The organism is Edaphobacter sp. FHG110511_03 (assembly GCF_059115365.1).
Genome location: NZ_JBZYWL010000010.1, coordinates 1 through 19,348, shown reverse-complemented (window position 1 = coordinate 19,348; position 19,348 = coordinate 1). Strand labels below are relative to the sequence as shown.

At 54.9% G+C, this 19,348-nt stretch carries 14 protein-coding genes and 1 pseudogene; 12 read left to right on the top strand and 3 right to left on the bottom strand.

Features of this window, described 5'->3' with window-relative positions; translation table 11 throughout:
* The first annotated feature begins 141 nt into the window (after positions 1–141).
* The 3 genes from AC5S26_RS26630 to AC5S26_RS26620 all read left to right on the top strand — a co-directional run bounded on the left by AC5S26_RS26630 (position 142) and on the right by AC5S26_RS26620 (position 1,980).
* Positions 142–486 (top strand): alpha/beta fold hydrolase, encoded by a 345-nt coding sequence (locus AC5S26_RS26630; RefSeq protein ID WP_494187988.1) that lies wholly within the window; start codon positions 142–144, stop codon positions 484–486.
* 178 nt (positions 487–664) lie between these two features.
* Complete coding sequence (locus tag AC5S26_RS26625) at positions 665–1,123, top strand: alpha/beta fold hydrolase (protein ID WP_494187987.1); 459 nt, start codon at positions 665–667, stop codon at positions 1,121–1,123.
* A gap of 398 nt (positions 1,124–1,521) precedes the next feature.
* Complete coding sequence (locus AC5S26_RS26620) at positions 1,522–1,980, top strand: nuclear transport factor 2 family protein (RefSeq protein ID WP_494187986.1); 459 nt, start codon at positions 1,522–1,524, stop codon at positions 1,978–1,980.
* Between the two features lie 29 nt (positions 1,981–2,009).
* Here AC5S26_RS26620 and AC5S26_RS26615 read toward each other — a convergent pair whose 3' ends face one another.
* Both AC5S26_RS26615 and AC5S26_RS26610 read right to left on the bottom strand, forming a co-directional pair.
* Positions 2,010–2,168, bottom strand: coding sequence for a hypothetical protein (locus AC5S26_RS26615; RefSeq protein WP_494187985.1), 159 nt, complete (start codon positions 2,166–2,168; stop codon positions 2,010–2,012).
* Positions 2,169–2,353: 185 nt separating this feature from the next.
* Positions 2,354–3,642, bottom strand: a pseudogene (locus AC5S26_RS26610) (ISNCY family transposase); the annotation flags it as partial.
* 555 nt (positions 3,643–4,197) lie between these two features.
* Here AC5S26_RS26610 and AC5S26_RS26605 point away from each other — a divergent pair.
* The 8 genes from AC5S26_RS26605 (at position 4,198) to AC5S26_RS26570 (ending at position 13,980) form a co-directional block, all read left to right on the top strand.
* Complete coding sequence (locus AC5S26_RS26605; RefSeq protein WP_494187984.1) at positions 4,198–5,037, top strand: hypothetical protein; 840 nt, start codon at positions 4,198–4,200, stop codon at positions 5,035–5,037.
* Positions 5,038–5,040: 3 nt separating this feature from the next.
* Positions 5,041–5,550, top strand: a complete 510-nt coding sequence (locus tag AC5S26_RS26600) for a hypothetical protein (protein WP_494187983.1) — start codon at positions 5,041–5,043, stop codon at positions 5,548–5,550.
* Positions 5,547–6,383: an HTTM domain-containing protein gene (locus tag AC5S26_RS26595; RefSeq protein ID WP_494187982.1), complete on the top strand. Its 837-nt coding sequence runs from the start codon at positions 5,547–5,549 to the stop codon at positions 6,381–6,383. The genes AC5S26_RS26600 and AC5S26_RS26595 overlap by 4 nt, the downstream gene beginning before the upstream one ends.
* A 471-nt stretch (positions 6,384–6,854) precedes the next feature.
* Positions 6,855–7,469: a gluconate 2-dehydrogenase subunit 3 family protein gene (locus AC5S26_RS26590; RefSeq protein WP_494187981.1), complete on the top strand. Its 615-nt coding sequence runs from the start codon at positions 6,855–6,857 to the stop codon at positions 7,467–7,469.
* A gap of 1 nt (position 7,470) precedes the next feature.
* Positions 7,471–9,156, top strand: a complete 1,686-nt coding sequence (locus AC5S26_RS26585) for a GMC oxidoreductase (protein WP_494187980.1) — start codon at positions 7,471–7,473, stop codon at positions 9,154–9,156.
* Positions 9,157–9,333: 177 nt separating this feature from the next.
* Positions 9,334–9,819 carry a DUF2721 domain-containing protein gene (locus AC5S26_RS26580; protein WP_494187979.1) on the top strand — a complete coding sequence of 162 codons (486 nt, stop codon included), beginning with the start codon at positions 9,334–9,336 and terminating at the stop codon, positions 9,817–9,819.
* 103 nt (positions 9,820–9,922) lie between these two features.
* Positions 9,923–10,237, top strand: coding sequence for a hypothetical protein (locus AC5S26_RS26575; protein WP_494187978.1), 315 nt, complete (start codon positions 9,923–9,925; stop codon positions 10,235–10,237).
* 470 nt (positions 10,238–10,707) lie between these two features.
* Positions 10,708–13,980, top strand: coding sequence for a TonB-dependent receptor (locus AC5S26_RS26570; RefSeq protein ID WP_494187977.1), 3,273 nt, complete (start codon positions 10,708–10,710; stop codon positions 13,978–13,980).
* Between the two features lie 144 nt (positions 13,981–14,124).
* Here AC5S26_RS26570 and AC5S26_RS26565 read toward each other — a convergent pair whose 3' ends face one another.
* Entirely contained in the window at positions 14,125–16,962 is a 2,838-nt protein-coding gene (locus tag AC5S26_RS26565; RefSeq protein ID WP_494187976.1) for a bifunctional YncE family protein/alkaline phosphatase family protein, read from the bottom strand.
* Positions 16,963–17,672: 710 nt separating this feature from the next.
* Between AC5S26_RS26565 and AC5S26_RS26560 the strand changes: the two genes are divergently transcribed.
* Positions 17,673–19,348 (top strand): glycoside hydrolase family 95 protein (locus tag AC5S26_RS26560; protein ID WP_494187975.1); only part of this gene is annotated, 1,676 nt, incomplete at its 3' end.

Sequence of the window (19,348 nt, the reverse complement as noted above, 5' to 3'; positions counted from 1 at the left end):
GGGGCCGGGCATGAGTTGAGGGGGAGTTGGCTTTCCATTCGGCAGCGGCGCGGTAGGTTCGGACGACGCATTTCTAGTATGTGAGATTTTTCGCCGAACGAGTTCACTTCCATCGAAGTTAGGATTCGCGAATTATTCGATATGTGCTTCAGAAAGGTATATGTGACTAATATCCATCACCGCATTGTCGACAGCAACGGAATTCGTATTCATATAGCGGAACAAGGGGAAGGCCCGTTGGTCCTGCTCTGTCACGGCTTTCAGGAAGGTTGGTATTCCTGGTGCCATCAACTCAAAGCGCTTGCCGAAGCCGGCTTCCACGCTGTTGCTCCGGACATGCGAGGCTATGGGGAAACGGATCGCCCGGAAGCTCTTGAAAGCTACACGATGCTTCACCTTGTAGGTGACATGGTCGGTCTTCTTGGTGCGCTCGGAGAGAAGCAAGCAGCGATTGTCGGACATGACTGGGGCGCTGCCATAGCATGACATGCGGCAATGATGCGGCCCGATTTGTTTCGTGCGGTCGCCGGACTTAGTGTGCCTCTGCTGCCTCGACCGTCCGGTCTGCCAACAAGTTTAATGCCTCGTATGGACAAGTCCATCTGGTACATCCTCTACTCCCAGACTCTCGGATTAGCCGAAGCAGAGTTGGAGAGCGACGTTCGTGCGTCTTTTTTATACGATGCTAGGGTCAGGTTTTGGCGAAAATCAGCCGTCAGATCGAATTTGTATGGTTGATCCTGCGCAGGGTTTGCTCCATGGCATGTCTAAGCCGACGAAACTCCCCTCCTGGCTAAGTGAGCAAGACCTGGATCACTTCATCAAACAATTTACAGATACCGGCTTCACCGGTGGCCTGAACTGGTATCGGAATATCGATCGGAATTGGGAGTTGCTTGCGCCGTTTGCCACCGCAGAAGTAACTGTTCCGGCCTTCTACATTTATGGCGACCGCGATGTTGTTGTTCGTTTTCCGGGCATGGAGCAAACTATCGCGAACCTTTCGAGCCGTGTCATCGATCTGCGTGGAAAGCTGTGTCTCGAGGATTGTGGCCACTGGACGCAGCAGGAACGGCCTGCTGAAGTGAGCACAGCGCTGATCAAATTTTTAAACGATCTCTGAAGATAAAAGTTCATCGCTGTTTATGGAGCTTTTACTGCACGCCGCCCTACATCCGTCCATTCAATGATATTGAATGAACGGAGCTATCGCCTTATGGAACGAACTGCGTTGAGTGTATTCTCACGATTATGCCAAGTCCTTGTGGGACGGTATCGTCAACTTAATGGCCCGATGTTGAGGGGAGACAGGTATGAGCCCAGACGGGATCTATGCGACGAGTGCCGCACCGGTCGTCTTCGGCAATGCTGACAACATCACGTACCGGAATCTATCTGAGATGATGCAGGAGCGCGGCGTGGACGTAGATGCATATATGCGCTGCTATTGCAGAGCCACTAGCCGAAAGATATGGACGTTGTACACGATGACAAAACACAAAAGAAGGCGAGAGGTAAGACGTGCAATTTAAATACTGGACTTGCGTCGCGCTCGGTTTGACAGCATTGATTTCAACAATGCGGCTACAAGCATCGACGCCGGAGGAGCAGGCAATCCTCATGCCTGTTCATAAGATAATGGACGGTGTGGCGCAACGAAACCATGCCATGGTGAAGGAGCAGCTTCTTCCTGGAGGTATGGCGACACTGATTCGTGAAGGTAAGCCTTTGCAGCTTCATTTCGATGCTTTTGTCGAACGGCTGCCAACCACCGGTGCCACCAAGTTGGAGGAGCGCCTTTATGATCCACTCGTTCGCATCGACAACGACATGGCGGTTGTGTGGGTCCCATACAAGTTTTTCATCGACGATAAGGTCGATCACTGCGGGACCGATCTGTTGAGTCTGATTCATCAAGATGGACGCTGGCTGGTCTCAGGCATCGCCGATAATAGTCGAAAGGACTGTTTATCAAAGTAGGTGGCCAACCTCAACTCTCCCTGGTTATCTCAAGTGGGGTAGTGGTTCCGCCATCCACCGCGCGATTCCAATAGAGATTGCGCCGAAAGCAGCTCGGCAATCGTGATCTCCCACTGCGTGAGGCCATCGGCTTGTCCACCCACTGGTACGGCGTATGTGCCTGATCGGATCGAGAACCTGCCTGTCATGAGCGCAGACCGCGCTCCCTGAAGCGCTAAAAGCTAGTCTAAAACGGCGTCGCCAATCCGGCGACCGTGCTGCGCCATAGTCGGGGATACCGACCTTTGATTATTTATTTTCAGCAATAGCCAGCCTCACATTATGAAGCTGGCATTTCCATCGATGCCTCAATAGCCATCTGTTGTTTGTAGATCTTGCGTGGTCGCTTCTGGTAGCCGCCTTTTTCACTGTTGGTCATGACCCTTGTCGTAAGCCTCAGATCCTGCTGCGCCTTGACTACGGCTAGAGCATGGCCCAGCCGTTTGTTTTCGACAATGGCAGTGTGGTTGACTCGCTGATCTTTGCTGAACACACGGTAGGGAAGAGGGACGCCATTCCATCGCACCTCCATCTGCCTGTCAGCGTAGTCGTAGAGTTCGACGTATTTGCCAGCCAGGCTCTCCGATATCTCGTTGCGTTCAAGAATGATCTGTTTTGCGATCATAGTGGAAGCTCAGCTGCGCGCCGACATAGCGTTGTTCGCGATAGCACAAGATATCATTCAATCGACGTGGAGTGACGTTGAGTGGACGGTGCAGGTTCTCGGGCTTGGCTGCGCGTATAGAAAATCTCTCGTTGAATCGCTCCACGAAGCCAGACAAGAATTCATTGCCAGCGTCGATGTCAGGGATGCCGGCGAGCCGTAGCTCCTTGACCAGCCGGTCTTGCAGTGTGCGGGTTCACTCGCTCGACACGTCCCTTTGCGTGGCTGGAGTTCGCGCATAGGATCTCGATGTTCAGCTCCGCCAGAGCGCGACCGAACTGTGTCATGCCTTGACCACCTTTCGCATTGCGTCTCAAGACGCGGAAGACGGAATGCTTGTCGGAGTAAAAGGCAACAGGGCAGCCATGACCCTGCAGATATCCACGCAGCGCATGGAAGTACGATTCCGTGCTTTCGCTGGGAACGAAACGAAGCTGCATCAGCTTGCTCGTGGCGTCATCGATGAAGACTAGCAAGGTACAAGGATCTGCACGATCTTCGAACCAGCGATGTTCGCTGCCATCGATTTGGATCAGTTCGCCATAGTGTTCACGCCGAAGGCGTGGCTGATGAAAGGTTCGGCGCTGCTTGCGCGACAGCCACATGCACTCGGCCGTCATCCAACGCCGCAGCGTCTCACGCCCAACGCGAATACCGTGTCGTTCCGCAAGGACTTCTGTGGCTAGGGTTGGTCCAAAATCGGCGTAATGCTTCCTGACGAGTTCCACGGCATGTTTCCGAATGCCTGGGTTCGTGCTGCGTTTGGACTCTCGGCCTCGGGCCTTGTGGGCCAATCCGCTTCCGCCTTCTTCCTGATACCGCGCCAGCAATCGATATGCCTGCCGCTCACTCACTTCCAATACTGATGCTGCTGCCACTACAGTCCTGCGGCCAACGAGAACTTCGCTTAAGACCTCGATCCGCTTCAGATTACGTGCACTCACCCTGATCCAACCCATCCTTCGAACATGACATTTGCTGTCTTCCTAACCAGGAAAACCTGACATTTCTAATGGGCGGGAACATGACATTTCTAAAGAGCGCCTACAAGTTAACTATACATAATGGCCGTTATCATACATAGAATCAGTTACTTGCATGTAGCAACTAATAACAGCTTTTGAGCGAATATGCTATTGTCCTCTTGATTAAGGAATCTATCGTCGCCAAGGAACACGCAGGAAACAGAGCGGCCGCCTCGCAAGTTAGGTGGACTATGCAAGCGAAGATCTTACTGATCGGCCATGAATGTGAGCACTACTCGGTGGTCAGAGCTGACACAGCATCGTCTTTAAGCGTGATTTCTGAGAATTCCTATACAGGCCCGTACAAAATAGCTTGCAAAATACCATGAAGTCATTTAGCTTCTCGTTGAAACGACGCAAAGCTTCGCCTACTTGTAGTTATTGTGTGAATAGCTTGTCGCTTGATTGATCACTTCTCTCCCATCCCTAAAGCAGGCGGCGACCGCTCTTGGACGCCGAGCAATTTCCGACCATGAAGGGAGCAAGACCATGCCGGGAGATACACGCAGCAGACTTGCGCAAATTCGTGCGGTTTTCGATGAGCCTGGATTAGGTCGGCACATTTCTGCCATCCAGGCCGATGTGGGGCGTCGAGTGGTGAAGTCCCGGCGCCCGGACCGTATTGTCACAGCGTCAGAGTTCATGCATGGGAAGCGAACTAAGAATCCTCTGGCACCGATCGAGGGTTCGATCATGATGTTCTGGGCTCGACCAGGATCAGACATCATTCCTCGGCTTGAGAAGGCGTATACGAAAGCCGATGAGCGCACGCTTCATGAGGTCCACGAGATCATCGCCCGACAGATGGCGGACGAACCGATCCCGACTTTGGATGCTGCAGCCGATGCGGTGCTTTCCAGCCCAATGCATTTCGACATTCGGTACGGGACGAAGGTGCTCTCGCGCACCTTGACGCTGCCGGACGGCGCCGATGTTTGCATGGTTGCCTTCCCCTACAACGGCGGCGGCGTGGATGAGCGCCACTTCGCGATCGACCAATACCACCGGGCGGGGGAGACGGTTGAGTATCCGACACTGGTGGTGATATCTCCGGCAGTGCTTTCGGAGATCGAGCGCAGGGCACTTGAGGCGGTTCCGCAAAACCAAATCGGCATCAACGTCGGTGAAGCGAGCTGTTGTCCGGCGGTGACGGCGCTGGTGCTGATTGCCGTGGCGTTGGCGACGAATGCCGGTATCTGGCAGGAGATGGGCGAGCAGATGAACGAGGTACACCTATCCGAAGATCAGATCAAGCGGCTCGGACCGATGGCTTCGGCGCAGGAGCTCGTCGCCATGCGGCGGGAGATCTTCGCGGCGCACGGGTTCTGAGGGTTGTCAGCGCTCGACTTGGTCGTGGTGGCAGTTCTCGTCGGTCTGCTGATCGCGACGGTTTTGTATGAGACGGGTCCTCCGTGGCGGTTGGTTCGCGTTCTGTTTCGGCTCGGTCTGGTGCCGCAGTGGTCGTTTTTCGCGCCGACGCCGGGCACGCAGAACCTCTATCTCCTGTATCGGGACCTGTACGCGAATGGGGATGTGACGGCATGGCGGATCATCCACGGGATGGATGAAGACCGCGGTAGATGGACCTTTGTGTGGAATCCGCGTAGGCGACTGCGGAAGGCCTTGCTGGATCTCATCTTGGCCCTTGAGCTCGGTCGGCAGGAGATTCAGCCGGAGTTGTTCAAGTTGTCGACGCCCTATCTGCTTATCCTCAACCATCTTTCAGGTGCCCCGCGGGTACCTGGTGGGGTGGCCACCGAGTTCCTGGTGATGGCGAGCAATCCCAACGAGTCGCCGCATGTGGCGTTCCAGTCCGAGCGGCATCGGCTGAGTGCGGCATGATCGAGGCGACGATAAGTGCACCGCAACAATGGATTTCGCTCGTGGGCGGTGTCGGGATCGTGCTGGCGGCGTCCGAGGAATTGGTGATGAGGCCGATCTACGCCGACGATGGGCTGTTGAGTTGGCAGGTGCTGCAGGTCGGGCGGCCCCGGTCGCTGGTGCCCCAGGTGCAGAGGTTAGTTGATCGGCTCTTCCGGCCGCGTGCTTACATGGGGCTTCTCGTTGTAAAGATGCTAACGGCGCTTGTATTGGTCGCAGTGAGTCTCATTAATCCGCGTGACCGTAGTGCAATGGGGCTGTTGGCTGGTGCTCTGCTGGTGCAACTGCTGCTGATGAAGCGGAGGTCGGTGTACGGCCTCGACGGCGCCGATCAGATGTATGCCGTTGTGTTCCTCGGGCTTGCCGTCTATGAACTCATGCCGCAAGGGTCGCTCGCGTCGGTCGCCGGACTGATCTACATTGGTGCCCAGACCGTGCTGTCTTACTTGATCGCCGGCATCGCGAAAATCACCGGCCCGTCGTGGCGTGACGGCAGGGCGATTGGCGGGATCATGACCACGAAAATCTACGGGAACTCCGCCGCCGCCGCTGTGTTTCGAGGTCGAGCCACGCTCGGCCTGATTACCTGCTGGTTGGTGATCACCTTTGAGGTCACGTTCGTCGCCGCCTTCTTCGTCGACCGCGAAATCATGTGGGTCATGCTTGCAGCGGGCGTGCTCTTCCATGCAGCGAACGCCGCCCTGATGGGGCTCAACAGCTTCTTGATGGCGTTCGTCGCTTCCTACCCGGCGGTCGCGTACGTCAACGAACTCGTACACCGGTTCGTGTTCTGAGACCCGGAAGCTGTCTTCCGCCAGTCAGAGTCTCTGACGTGGTGGACTCAGCGATAACGGCAATCGGAATGCCGTGGAGCGTGCTCCTAAGTCCCTATCTTCGGCATCTTCGCCTCTGAACGGCCTCTCCCCTGCGGGAAGGGACCCCACGTGGCTGTTGACCTCAGAGAAGGGCTCAACCGAGGAAGATGGAATCGGACCAATTTCTTGGCGAAGCTCGGTACAAGAAGCGGCTCTATAGCTTCTCTAAATATTGTGTTCTCGAGGGTTTCGTGCGGTTTGTCGTCAAAAAATCCTTTGATTATCTGCTCTGCTTTCGTGTAGCGGCTACAGCCAATCGTTGTGAGAAGGCGTAGCTGTTCGAACTGACCCTGTTGTTCTGAAAAGCTGATAAAAGAATGAACAATGAGGGCGGGTCGAGAATATTAGTTTTGTATGGGGTTTTCGCCCGTTCCTCGAAAAGGAGTTTGAATGCAACGACGTGATGTCCTGAAGCTGCTAAGTTCAGTGGCCGCTCTCTCTGCTTTGCCTCAGGAGGCATTGGCACTCCTTGCTCAGGTTAACCAAGTAGTTGCGCACCACAGTGGAGTAAGAACTCTTAGCCCACATCAGGATGCTACGGTCACGACCATCGCCGAGTTGATCATTCCGGAAACCGATACACCCGGCGCCAAGGGCGCCAAGGTCAACGAGTTCATCGACCTGCTGCTTACAGAGTGGTATGAGCCAGCGGAAACGAAGCAGTTTCTCAGTGGCCTCAGCGATGTGGACGCACGTAGCAAGAAGCAGTTCTCAAAGGACTTCGTCTCCTGCTCTGCCGATCAGCAAGTGCAGTTGCTGAAGGCGCTGGATGCTGAGGCCATGGACTTCGCAGCGAAGCAGAGAGCTACAGTCACGAACAGTAGAAGATCGCCGCTTCAGCAGACGACCGCTCCACCTAGCAACTTTTTCTACACGATTAAGAAGCTGACGCTGACCGGGTATTACACTTCGGGAATCGGCTTCAGCAAAGAGCTTGGCCAGTATATCATTCCACCGGAGCACTCCGGCTGCGCTCCCGTAAAGATCTCGGGGGTGGCTCAATAACATGCAGACACAGAAGACGAATACTTACGATGCGATTGTCGTCGGCTCGGGCATTACGGGTGGCTGGGCCGCCAAAGAGCTTACAGAGAAGGGCTTGCAAACGCTGGTGCTCGAGGCCGGTCAGACAATAGTGCCGGAACGCGACTATGCTGAGCACGTGCCTCCGTGGAATGTAAAGTTCCGCGGCATGCAGGACCGACAGTACATGAAGGTCCATCAGCCTGTGCAGCGTCACATCGCCGACGAGTGGAACGCCAAGTTCTTCGTTGACGATCTCGAAAACCCGTACACCACGCCTGCCGATCAGCCGTACCTCTTCCTACGCGGGCGTCACGTTGGCGGACGCTCGGTGATGTGGGGACGCCAGAGCTATCGCTGGAGCGATCTTGATTTTGAAGCAAACCTGAAAGACGGTCACGGTGTCGACTGGCCGATCCGCTACAAGGACATCGAGCCTTGGTACGACTACGTGGAAGATTTCATCGGCGTCAGCGGACAGGCCGAGGGACTGCCGCAGCTACCCGACGGCAAATTTCTGCCGCCTTTTGAGATGAACTGCGCCGAGTTGGAGATGCGCGACATCGTGGCTAAGCAGTTTCCTGATCGTCGCCTGACCATGGGTCGTACGGCTATTTTGACTGTCCCCCACCGCGGACGTGCAGCCTGCCACTACTGCGGGCCGTGCGGACGCGGCTGTATCACTCGCTCGTACTTCAGCAGTATCCATTCGACTCTGCCCGCCGCCGAGGCAACGGGCAAAATGACGCTTCGCCCTTTCAGCGTGGTGCACAGCTTGGTCTTCGATTCGAAGACACAACGCATTACCGGTGTACGTGTAATTGACGCACAGACGAAAGAGTCGATTGAGTTTCATTCGAAGGTCGTCTTTCTATGTGCCTCGACGCTGGAGTCGGCGCGCGTCCTGATGAACTCGGCAACGCCGGAGTTCTCGACCGGCCTGGCTAACTCAAGCGACCAGTTGGGACGCAATCTGATGGACCACATCTTCCACGCCGGAGCCAGTGGCATCATGCCCGGCCACGAAGACCGCCAGCAGTTGGGCAACCGGCCGAACGGTATCTACATACCCCGCTTCCGCAATGTCAAGGACAAGCATCCGGACTTCGTGCGTGGTTACGGCTACCAGGGCGGCGCCGGGCGCGAGGACTGGGGACGCGGCAGCGAGATGCTGGGCTTCGGGGCAGACTTCAAGCATCAGCTGCGACAGCCTGGACCGTGGCGATTCGCCTTTGGTGCCTGGGGCGAGTGCCTTCCGCATCCAGAGAACCGCATGGTTCTTGATAAGAACAAAGTAGATGCCTGGGGCATTCCTGCTATGAGGATCAGCCACAAGTGGCGCGAAAACGAGCTAGCTATCTTCAAGGATGCGACGACGACCGCCGCCGAGATGCTGCAGGCGGCAGGCGCGAAAGATATAACGCTGATGATGACACCGTCACTGCCTGGAGAGTGTATTCACGAGATGGGAAGCGCCCGCATGGGACGCGATCCGAAGAGTTCAGTGTTGAACCAGTGGAACCAAGCGCACGATGTCAAAAACCTCTTCATAACAGATGGTTCGTTTATGACATCATCGGCCTGTCAGAACCCCTCCCTTACGTATATGGCAATGACCGCACGAGCCTGCGATTACGCAATAAAACAGATGCGACAAAGCGAACTCTGAGTGACAAAAGTTCCTGATGTTTTCAATCGGAGGAGAGGATGATGGTATTTTCAAGGGCGCGGCATCGATGAGTTCTTGAACAGAGATTTGCAGGTGATAGGTTTCGAGTTAGCCATATGATTGCCCCACCGGTTGGCGATCCTGGTTAGCGGGTCCGCAAGCACTGAGGACGGAAGGATGGAATATACTTTGATCGCCGCAGATCCGTTTTCGATCCTCACAATCGTGGTCGCACCCGCAGTGCTCACGAATGCATCCTCCGTTTTGGCGCTTGGCACGAACAATCGCCTCGCGCGCGTAGCCGATCGCACTCACGCCGTGACCGACCAACTAGCAAAGCTCGAGCCGGGCGCCAGAGATCATGAGATTTTGGCCGCCCAGCTCCCCGACCTGCAAATGCGTGCCCAACTGCTGTTACGAGCGCTTCGCTGCTTTTACTTGGGTCTCGGGCTGTTTGCCAGTTCGGCTCTCATCTCGATTGCCGGTTCTATCGTGGCGTATTCCGGTTGGCGATCAGCGTTCCAGATAGCAGCCGGAGTTGGCGTCGTCTGTGGAGCATCAGCGGTCATCGCGCTGGTCTGTGGCTGCGTCCTGATGATTCGCGAAACGCAGTATGCCGTCAAAGGTTTAGCCAACGAAGCGAAATCTCACATCAGACCTTGATCACCGGTACCGGAGTTGAAACCGCGGTTGGGCTGTTGTTTCGCATTGGCCGAATACCGCCATCTTCATCATTGAAGACGATGCTCAGGATGGAGCCGATCATGTGGATGCGCGCCGCACTGGGGGGCTGGTTATCAGTCCATATGTGAAACGTGGAATTGTTGACAGCACACTGTACTCAACCAGTTCAATGCTGCTGTCCATGGAACTTTTGCTGGGGTTGCCGCCCATGAGCCAGTACGACGCTGCGGCAATGCCCATGTACGCCTCTTTGGGCGCAACGCCTGATCCGGCACCGTTCCGCGTTATCAAGCCGCTAATCGACGTGTATGCGAAGAACACAAAAGACTCCTATGGAGCAAAAGCCAGCAGCAAGATGGATTTTTCCGGCGTGGACCGCGTGCCATGCATGCTCTGAACGAAATCATTTGGAAGAATGCCCGTGGCAAGGATTCCGTAATGCCGCCCCTGTGCATCGTTTTCGTCCCCTTATTGATGTAGGTGAAGCAGACGATAAAGACGGCGACGAGGACCGCAAAGACAGTCGGGCAACGCCACGACTCCAGTAGGGAGAATTGCATGACTGCGCGTTTCGAAAGGAGCACGTGCAAGTCGATGAGGAGCCTCTGAAGTTTCGAGCCGCAAACCTTTGTTTAGGTACCCAATACCAGAGACAGATCTGTATATAAGGCGCAGGCGTAAAGACCTCTCAGAGCTTTGCACTCAATTCATTGCCTCTTCATTCGTTGTTGAATGTGATTGTGTAAACGGATACATGAAGACGAATCGATAGATTTTTCAGACAGCTGGCCGCACGAGCACTTTCGCCTTTATGCGGACAACTCTATCTGGCGAACTAACAACAGCAAATCAAAGTCCGGAAATCAAATGAAAATCATGAAGGTGTTGTCTCGCTCTCGAGTACTGTTCACAGCCCTTTTTATCGTTCTTCTCCTCGCATATGGAGCGTCTTTACACGCGCAGACGACGACAGGATCTATTTACGGATCGGTCATGGATCAAAGCAATGCTGTGGTTTCGCACGCTTCGATTACGGCAATCCGCGTCGACACCGGTGAGACCCATATCCAGATGACGAATGAGGCAGGAGATTACTCGTTTCCCGCACTGACCCCTGGAGACTATTCCGTGTCTGCACAAGCCAAGGGATTCAGCACACAAACTCAGCAGGGCATTCGACTTGATATCAGCCAGAATGTCCATATCAGCTTCTCACTCACGCCCGGTGCGACTAGCGATGTCGTAAGCGTTACCGCAGAGACCACAATGATCGACACGCGCGAGTCACAGCTCGGAGAGACCGTAGATCAAAAGCGGATCGCAGATCTTCCTCTTAACGGAAGAAATGCTTATTCGCTAGTACAGCTTGTTCCTGGCGTGACGAACTACAGTGGAGAATCGGCAATCGGCGACTCAACCGGAGCATCCTTCAGCGTGAACGGAATTCGCACCGCACTAAACTCGTACTATCTAGACGGAGTATTTGATACGGCGATCTACCGCGACGGCGGCAACCTGATTCCAAATCCGGATGCACTCCATGAGTTCCGTTTGCTCACCAGCAACTTCGATGCAGAGTTCGGACGAGCACCCGGAGGCGTCGTTAATCTGATCACGCGGTCGGGAACCAATCAGTTTCATGGGCTGCTTTACGACTATCTCCGCAACAATGTTCTGAACGCGAAGAGCTACTTCAACAACGCTGTTACTCCACTGAAGCAGAACCAGTTCGGGGGCAATATTGGGGGGGCCATCATCAAAGAGAAGCTGTTCTTCTTCTTCTCCTACGAAGGTCTGCGTATCTCCAGTCCCGCGACAGTTTCCTCAGCCAGTCTGATTACGCCAACAACAGCGCAGGCAACGGGTGATCTCTCTTCGCTGCCATCCTCCAAATGGCCGAAGATGCCCGATGGTAGCTTCTATAGTTGCAATGGCAAACAGGGAGTGATCTGTAGCAATCTTCTCGATCCAGTTGCTCAGAACCTGCTGAAGACGGTTCCTTTATCCGATCCGGTTACTGGGCACCCTGGGCAGCAGACCTCTCCTGGAAATACCGCTGCCAATCAGTATCTTACCCATGCGGATTATCAGATTGCTCCGAACCATACTGCCTCGCTGATGTACTTCGATTCGCACGGCACAGGCCGTAATCCTACAGCCGGCAGCAATCAGATTCTGGACTTCAGCGGAGTTTCGCTCAAGAGCATTCAGGACAACGCGGTTCTCAGCGAAACATGGATCGTATCCCCGAACAAGCTTAACAACATTCGATTTTTCTATTCGCTTAATCACAGCATCCTTGGCAATCTGTTCGAGAACAATACGCTCAGTGATCTTGGCAGTCTGGCCCCCGCGGGCTCTGCCTTGACGACACAACCGCAGATCAGCATCACCGGATACTGGTCTATGGGCTCCGGTAGCAGCGGCGTCGACAACCAGGCCCAGCAGGCGATCGGCGTAGTCGATACATTCAATTGGACACATGGCAGTCACGATCTCAAGTTCGGCGGCTCCTTCCTCTGGAACAAGTATGCAGAGACTGGCGGCTATGCGGGCTCGGCGCAGTGGGGCTTCACCGGATCGACAACCGGCAATGCTCTGGCTGACTTCCTGCTCGGCAAGGCGAACAGCTGGCGGCAGAACAGCGGTGTATTCCATCGGCTTCACGCTCCCGACCCTTCGCTCTTCGCGCAGGATGATTGGAAGATCACCCATAGGCTGACGCTCAATTTGGGACTACGCTGGGAAGCATTCGCTCCTTACACCGGACAGAATGACTTCGGCACATTCTCGCCCTATGTACAGTCGCGGCGCTTTCCTTCGGCGCCTCTCGGTATTCTCGCAGCCGGGGACCCCGGCGTCCCGGACGGAATCATCCATACGCAGTGGAGAGACTTTGCCCCTCGAGTCGGCTTTGCCTATGACGTCTTCGGCGATGGCAAGACCTCGCTGCGTGGCGCGTACGGTCTCTTCTATGCGGCTAGCCAGGCGACCTTCTCCGCGAACCTTGAGCAGCAGCCGTTCCTGTTGGACATTACCATCAACAAGACGCCGAATCTCGTCACCCCATTCGGTCCTGGTGCCGATCCTTTCCCCTATATCGTGAACCTTCAAAATCCTACCTTCCGTTCGGGAGCGGCAACAGTCGGTCTCGCGCCGAACGCCGGGGGTACACCTTATGTGCACGAGTACAATCTGACCCTTCAGCAACAGTTGAGCTCGCGATGGTCCGCACAGGCCACTTATGTCGGCAACGGAACTCGTAAGACATATCTTTTGCGCGATGCGAACTCTGCTGTGTTCGCTCCTGGTGCCAGCACAACAACCAACGGTCTTAACAGCCGTCGCCCCTATCAGCCGACACCCACAACCTATGCGTTCGGCTCCATCACTCAACTCACCCCTGCGGCTAATGCATCCTATAACGCGCTGCAGCTGATATTGACGCGGAGGTTTGTGCATGACTTCTCGATATCGGCAAGTTATGTCTGGTCGAAGACCATCGACTTTGTCTCCGCCGATCCTGGCAGCCTCTCCGGAACCTCATTGGTCGATAACAACAATATCGGAAGGGATCGGGGACTATCGAGCCTGGATATGCCGCAGCGCTTTGTCGCGTCGTATCTCTGGGCTGTTCCCGGCGTCAAGCAGTGGGGTATGTTAGGTCGGGAAGTCTTGAGCGGATGGCAGCTCAATGGAATTACGACCCTATCGACCGGAACACCCTTCAACATCACCTCGGGAGTCGACACTAATCTCGATGGAAATACGAACGATCGTCCCAATGTTTCAGGTAATCCTAAGTTGCAGGGTGGCCGCAGCAGAGGCGACAAGATCCAGCAATTCTTCAACACGTCTGCCTTTACTCCTGTGCAGACAGGGAAACTGCAGTATCCCTATGGCAACACACCTCGCAATATCTTGGTGGGACCTGGCACCGTCAATACTGATTTCTCCGCGTTCAAGAGCTTTCCTATCTGGCGTGAGAGCAGCCTGCAGTTCCGCGGCGAGCTCTTCAATCTCTTCAACAACGTAAACCTCAGCAATCCAAATGGAACGATGACAAGTACACAGTTTGGCAAAATCACTGGCTCAGGATCGCCGCGTATCGTGCAGTTCAGTCTGCGCTATTCGTTCTAATCAATACCTCATCCGCACAAAAACATATCAGGGTGGAACACCGAATCCAGGTGCTCCACCCTTGCTTTTTACGGTTACCGTTACGATCGCAGTGAATGCTCAACAGATCCCCTCCTCCGGGAGGGAGATCTCTATAAGCAATCATTAATCATCATCGTCATCGCCGGTATACTTCTTGGCGGCTTTAACGAAGCGACCCGGCATGAGCAACTTGTCTTCTCCGGGATATGGACGCTTCCAATCCGTCGCGGAGTACCAGGTCACGTGATTGAGAAAGTTCGGGTCCACCGCATCGGCTTTATCGTACTTCCCCTTCATCACTTCGGCCGTGGCTTTGAGCCATGCCTTCTGCAGCGGAGTGTAGTCAGATACGGTCTTTCCCGCCGGTAGACCCGGACCCTCATCTAACGGGACAACGGCAGCCAGATGATCGTAGGGGGTAAGGTCCGGCGTATTCTGGAACGCATCAAACATAGGTGAAGCAACCAGATCGAATTGGGTCAGAGGCTGCATCCCTAGAATGTTCTCGATGGTGCGGTTAATGTTTTCGGCTGTGTACGTGGTGTGGATTGCCTTGCCCTGACCGGGCATCTGCGGTGCCGCTGTGTATGGGCTGATGATGTAGACCGGTTGCCGGTGACCATCGACATGGTCGGCCCCGGCTTGCGAGTCATCCTCCTCTACGAAGATGGCTGAGTCCGCCCAAATCTTGCTGTGACTGATGGCGTCTACCATGCGGCCAAGCGCGAGATCGTTGTCCGCCTGGTAGTTCACAGGATAAGGCTGGCCTTTTGTGGTGCCGGCGGTATGGTCATTCGGAAGCCAGAGAATCGTGAGATTGGGAACCCGATCCGCCGCATCCAGACGCTTGAACTCAGGAATCCAGTAATCCATGCGGTACTGATCCGGAATCACAAGGTTGAACGGAGGATAATGCGGATCCATAATCTTCGCTGCGGATGGAATCTCAGAAGATACCTTAATCGCGTCATCTGGAACGATGCAGCTAGATGTTGGTGCCTTGCCTTCCTTGCACAGCGACGTGTTGTAGAAATCGCTCCATGCATAGGCGCTTCCATCGACTTTTTTGGCGATCGTTACGCCGCCGCTCCATTCGCCGTACAGGCGGACGGAAAGTCCCCTGGCCTCCGCCGACGTCCAAAGGAAACCTTTGGGGGTATAGGTTAAGGCATCTTCCGAGGTGCCGCCGGGATAGGAACGGATCCAGTCCGGCGATAGGATGTCGTTGGAGTAGAACGATCCGGACATGCCGATCCATGGATGGCCATCAGCAGACTGACGGCTCGGAGCGTACACATTATCGAGAAGAGGGAAGCGCTTTACGAGCTCATGTTGATTCGGTACGACGGATCCAAAGATCGCAAATGCCGAAGCTCCATTGCCCCAAGCGACATCTCCGAGTATCTGGTCATAGGTGCGATTCTCTTTAATGATCAGAAAGACATGCTTGATCAAAGAAGGCTCACCGATATGCTTGGGAACCGCTACCGGCGTAGCGTGCGGATCGACATATTGCGGTCCAACCTCGATGTTCGTGGTCAGATCCCAGTGATTGTTTGTGAAGACCTGCTTGCTGAGCGTGGCCAATTCGCTCGCGTTCGGCTCCTGAATCAGATTCACAACCCCGGTATCGGCGTGCGTGTTGTATCCGATCACTTCATTCTTCCTACTCGTACTGCCTCTCGACCCCAGCCCCTTGTCGTCGGCGATCACAAGCTGCTTCTGTGCCTTGTCGTAAGAGATGGAGGTCGGGAAATAGGCTGTCGGAATATAGCCAATGACCGGATTGGCATCCCGGCCCTGGAGGTTGACGACAGCCACGGCGTTGGCTTGCCCCAGTGTTACATAGGCCTTTCTATCCTGCGTCGCGGCGACGCCGTTCGGGCCGGAGCCAAAGACGCCTCGAGCGATCGGAACGCTGAGATTGATGGTCCGGGTGACCGCATGGATACGGAGATCAATCACAGATAGGCTGTCACTGTAGGCGTTGGCCACATAGAGATTGGATCCGGAGATCGCCATGCCCGCCGGGTGCAGGCCGACTTGAATCGTCTTGACCTCCTTCCCCTCGGCGAGATCGACGACAGACACCGTGCCGGTGAGGGTATATGCATCCTTTCGGTCTACGACGATGGGGGTTCCATCGGAGTAATTCGTGAAGTCTCCATTCGTAGCAGGCCGTCCACCTTCATTGCTGACATAGGCATACTTGCCATTCACAACCACACTGTTCGGGACATTGCCGACTCGGATTTGCGAGATGAGCTTTGCTGGAGAAGTCGTAAGATCGATCACGCCGAGCGTGTTAGCGGCGTTGAGTACCACATACGCTCGCTTGTTGTCTTCAGAGAATGCAATGCCGCCCGGATTAATCGACTTCGCGTTGTGATAAGGACGTCCATCCGCAGGTGGAGCAGGTAAGTCGACCCTCTGCTCGTGAGTCAACAAGCCCGTCTCGCGGTTCACGTTGGTCACAACTACATAATTGTTGTCCTGGCTGAAGAGCAACTTCGACCCGTCCGAGGAGTAGGTGATTCCGGTGAACGATCCGGTCTGCAACCCCTTGGGAGAATCTCCCGTAGCGCCTGTCGGAATGAAGCGCTGAAGAACTTTTCCGGTCACGGTATCGAATACGATGATCGGTTGCGGCGATCCCATCAGGAGCACAGCACCGGTATGTGTGGCGGCTTTCGGATTGAGCGTGATCGCCTTGGCACGCACAGGCGATCCGAGTTCAATGATCCTTCCGGCCGGTGTCAGCCTCTGGTTATCCGAGACGACAATGGACCCATCCTGCTGGGGACCAACGGTGCGATCCGGGCTGCTTGATTGGGATGTTGGAGAGCCGAGTGAAGCCGCGTTCTTTCCGGCCGGTGTGACTCCCGTAGCCGCATCCTTTACCGGACCAACGTTGAAATCAGAGCTATTTTTCGGAGGAGGTAGTGTCTGAGCGTGAGCCAAGCCAGGACCTGCTAGCAGGCAAAACAAGATCGAATGGGCCGCAGGGGACGTGAACGAACATTTAAAGCGCATGTTTAGCACTCTCTTTCAAGGGTGTATCGTAGATAGATTTTTTCGCAGTGTGATGAACACCTGATGAGCGGCACCATCTGACGGCGTAGATCTGATGTCCTGTTGGCACCCGATAGAAATGTCAGGGTTTCTAGCCCATTAGAAATGTCAGCCTCGCCGTTTTGCCCGCGAATCCGCATGCCCCAGGAACCACCTTCCAGTTTGCCCGGATGCATCACTGCCAGACAAGAATCCCAATGCTACCTTTGCTTCGGTGGATCAGTACTGAAGACTATTTTCCCTTACCCGAAGGCGTTGCGAGAAGACCCGGCACCTCTCTACCTCCCTTATCTTTCATAACAAGCGCCGGTTGATCTGTACCGTTTACGGAGTCCTATCCCGATGATAAGCGGACGTCTCGCGACTTGTCGGCAATCTCGATTTTCGCAACACGAAGCGGCTTAGACTCTGAATGCCCAAAGAGGTTAACGCCGACCATAGATATGGCCGAGGACAATATAACACCGTTTGCTCGCAATCATTGGTAAAACATTCAATTCGCAGGTAAATTACATTGAGCGGACGGAATCAAGCTCACCATAAAGAAGGGCGAGCTTGCCAGTTGATTTTCCGAATCTCTGAAGAGGACATCATTTGCTATGCGGCTGATCGTTTTAGCTGTTGTTACCCTGCTTCCAATGCCTGCCGCTCTCTCGCAGGTTGGTCGCGCGGGCCGTTCTGCAACCGCGTCTGCCGGCCGTTCGGGAACTCCGTTACGACTTTTGTATGACCATCCCGCTACCAATAACAATGATGGATGGGTCAGTCAGTCCCTGCCGCTGGGCAATGGCTATATGGGTGTGAACTTGTTTGGCGGCGTACAGCAGGAGAGGCTACAGATTACCGAGAACAGCCTGGTGGACGCTCCAACGGAAAAGATAGGCGGCTTGAATAACTTTGCCGAGGTCTTTCTAGAGTTTCCACACACGGCACCCAGCAACTACTCGCGGGACTTGGTGCTGAACAGCGCGACTGCCCATGTTTCCTACGACGATGCGGGCGTGAACTACCAGCGAGAATATTTCGCCAGCTACCCTGACAAGGTATTCGTGATTCGCCTGCGTGCCTCGAAGGCCGGCGCTTTGGAGTTCACGCTCCATCCCACAATTCCCTATCTTGTCGACTTCCGCCATGCCAAAGACGACAACCGCGGCAAGCACGGCACAGTCAAGGCTGACGGCAATACCATCACTCTGGCGGGAACGATGGACTATTACGGAATCAAGTTCGAGGGACAGTTCAAGGTGATCCCTCAGGGTGGAACACTGATAGCGGCTAATTCTGATGGTGGCTCCATCAGCGTGCGGGGTGCTACCAGTGCCGTCATTCTGATCGCCGTTGGCACCAATTACCAAATCGGGAATCCCCAGGTGTTCTCGGTTACTGATCGGCTGGAGAAGCTCAACGGTTTTCCCGATCCCCACAAGAAGGTCAGCGACGCAATTGCTGCGGCGGTCACCCGCAGTTATGACGACCTGTTAGCGCGCCACGAGGCGGACTACACAAAACTCTATGGCCGGGTAAATTTCAGTCTCGACACTCCGATGCCGTCGATAACCACCGACAAACTGATCGATGCGGTCCGATCGGGTGAATCAAGCGACTACCTGGACGAGTTGGCCTTCCAGTTCGGACGCTATCTGTTGATCTCTTCGTCCCGATCCGGGGCATTGCCGCCAAACCTGCAGGGCGTATGGAACGTCTATCAAGATCCTCCCTGGACAGCGGGCTACTGGCACAATGTGAACCAGCAGATGAACTACTGGCTCGCGTTCAACACCAACCTGCCGGAGTTGTTTGATCCATATATTGATTTCTATCGAGCCTATCTTCCTGCCCATCAAGCCCTGGCGAAGCAGTACCTCACCCAATATCACCCTTCCGGCTTAGCTGCCGACGGTGACAACGGCTGGGCGCTGGGCAATTCCATGCGCCCGTACGAGCGTAGCGGGAAGGTCAGTCATTCCGGGTTCGGCACCGGCCCGTGGACCACAATGCTGTTCTGGGACGACTACGATTTCACGCGAGACAAAAAGCTGCTCCGCGAAGTCGTCTATCCGGCCATGCGTGGACAGGCAAATTTCTTGTCGCGCTTCGTGCAGGATATCGGTGGCAAGCTGCTCGCCAAGCCATCGTCGTCACCGGAAAATGCCAACAGTTCGCAGACATTGGGCGCGACATTTGATCAGCAGATGATTTATGAAAACTATCGCGACGCGCTCGAGGCGGCTCGGGTCCTCGGAATCCGCGACCCGTTAGTGCCCGTTCTCGAGGC

What these genes read in the sequence shown, in the direction of transcription:
- AC5S26_RS26630 (WP_494187988.1), top strand. Translation starts at nt 142, where the DNA reads ATGTGCTTCAGAAAGGTATATGTGACTAATATCCATCACCGCATTGTC.
- AC5S26_RS26590 (WP_494187981.1), top strand. Translation starts at nt 6,855, where the DNA reads ATGCAACGACGTGATGTCCTGAAGCTGCTAAGTTCAGTGGCCGCTCTC.
- AC5S26_RS26595 (WP_494187982.1), top strand. Translation starts at nt 5,547, where the DNA reads ATGATCGAGGCGACGATAAGTGCACCGCAACAATGGATTTCGCTCGTG.
- AC5S26_RS26615 (WP_494187985.1), bottom strand. Translation starts at nt 2,168, where the DNA reads ATGACAGGCAGGTTCTCGATCCGATCAGGCACATACGCCGTACCAGTG.
- AC5S26_RS26580 (WP_494187979.1), top strand. Translation starts at nt 9,334, where the DNA reads ATGGAATATACTTTGATCGCCGCAGATCCGTTTTCGATCCTCACAATC.
- AC5S26_RS26605 (WP_494187984.1), top strand. Translation starts at nt 4,198, where the DNA reads ATGCCGGGAGATACACGCAGCAGACTTGCGCAAATTCGTGCGGTTTTC.
- AC5S26_RS26570 (WP_494187977.1), top strand. Translation starts at nt 10,708, where the DNA reads ATGAAAATCATGAAGGTGTTGTCTCGCTCTCGAGTACTGTTCACAGCC.
- AC5S26_RS26585 (WP_494187980.1), top strand. Translation starts at nt 7,471, where the DNA reads ATGCAGACACAGAAGACGAATACTTACGATGCGATTGTCGTCGGCTCG.